Genomic DNA, 285 nt, shown 5'->3' with positions numbered 1-285 from the left:
GTCCTGGAACGAACGCAGATGTCATTGAAATAACGGGTAGTGAAGACCAAGAGATTTCACTCGCTGGCTCAAGTCCAGTGTCGATTGCTTTGACGGATTTAGATGGTTCGGAAGAGTTTGTCTCTATCAAGTTTACTGATGTCCCTGATGGCTTCCAATTCAGGGTAGATAACTCCTCAGACTTCACGGTTAAGAATAATGGTGGAGGCGTGTGGAGTGTCCAATTGCCTTCAAATGTCTCGAATTCATTCGATTTGAGCGAAATATCGGTACTGCCTCCGAAAG

At 45.3% G+C, this 285-nt stretch carries 1 protein-coding gene; it reads left to right on the top strand.

Annotated elements, in window-relative coordinates; translation table 11 throughout:
* Positions 1 to 285: hypothetical protein (locus tag AB4486_RS28695; RefSeq protein ID WP_372120231.1), on the top strand; the 285-nt coding region annotated here is incomplete at both ends.

Source organism: Vibrio sp. 10N.222.55.C6, from assembly GCF_041473395.1.
GTDB lineage: Bacteria > Pseudomonadota > Gammaproteobacteria > Enterobacterales > Vibrionaceae > Vibrio > Vibrio crassostreae_C.
Note: the sequence above shows the minus strand (reverse complement) of the source record. Positions and strands in the feature narration are given on the sequence as shown.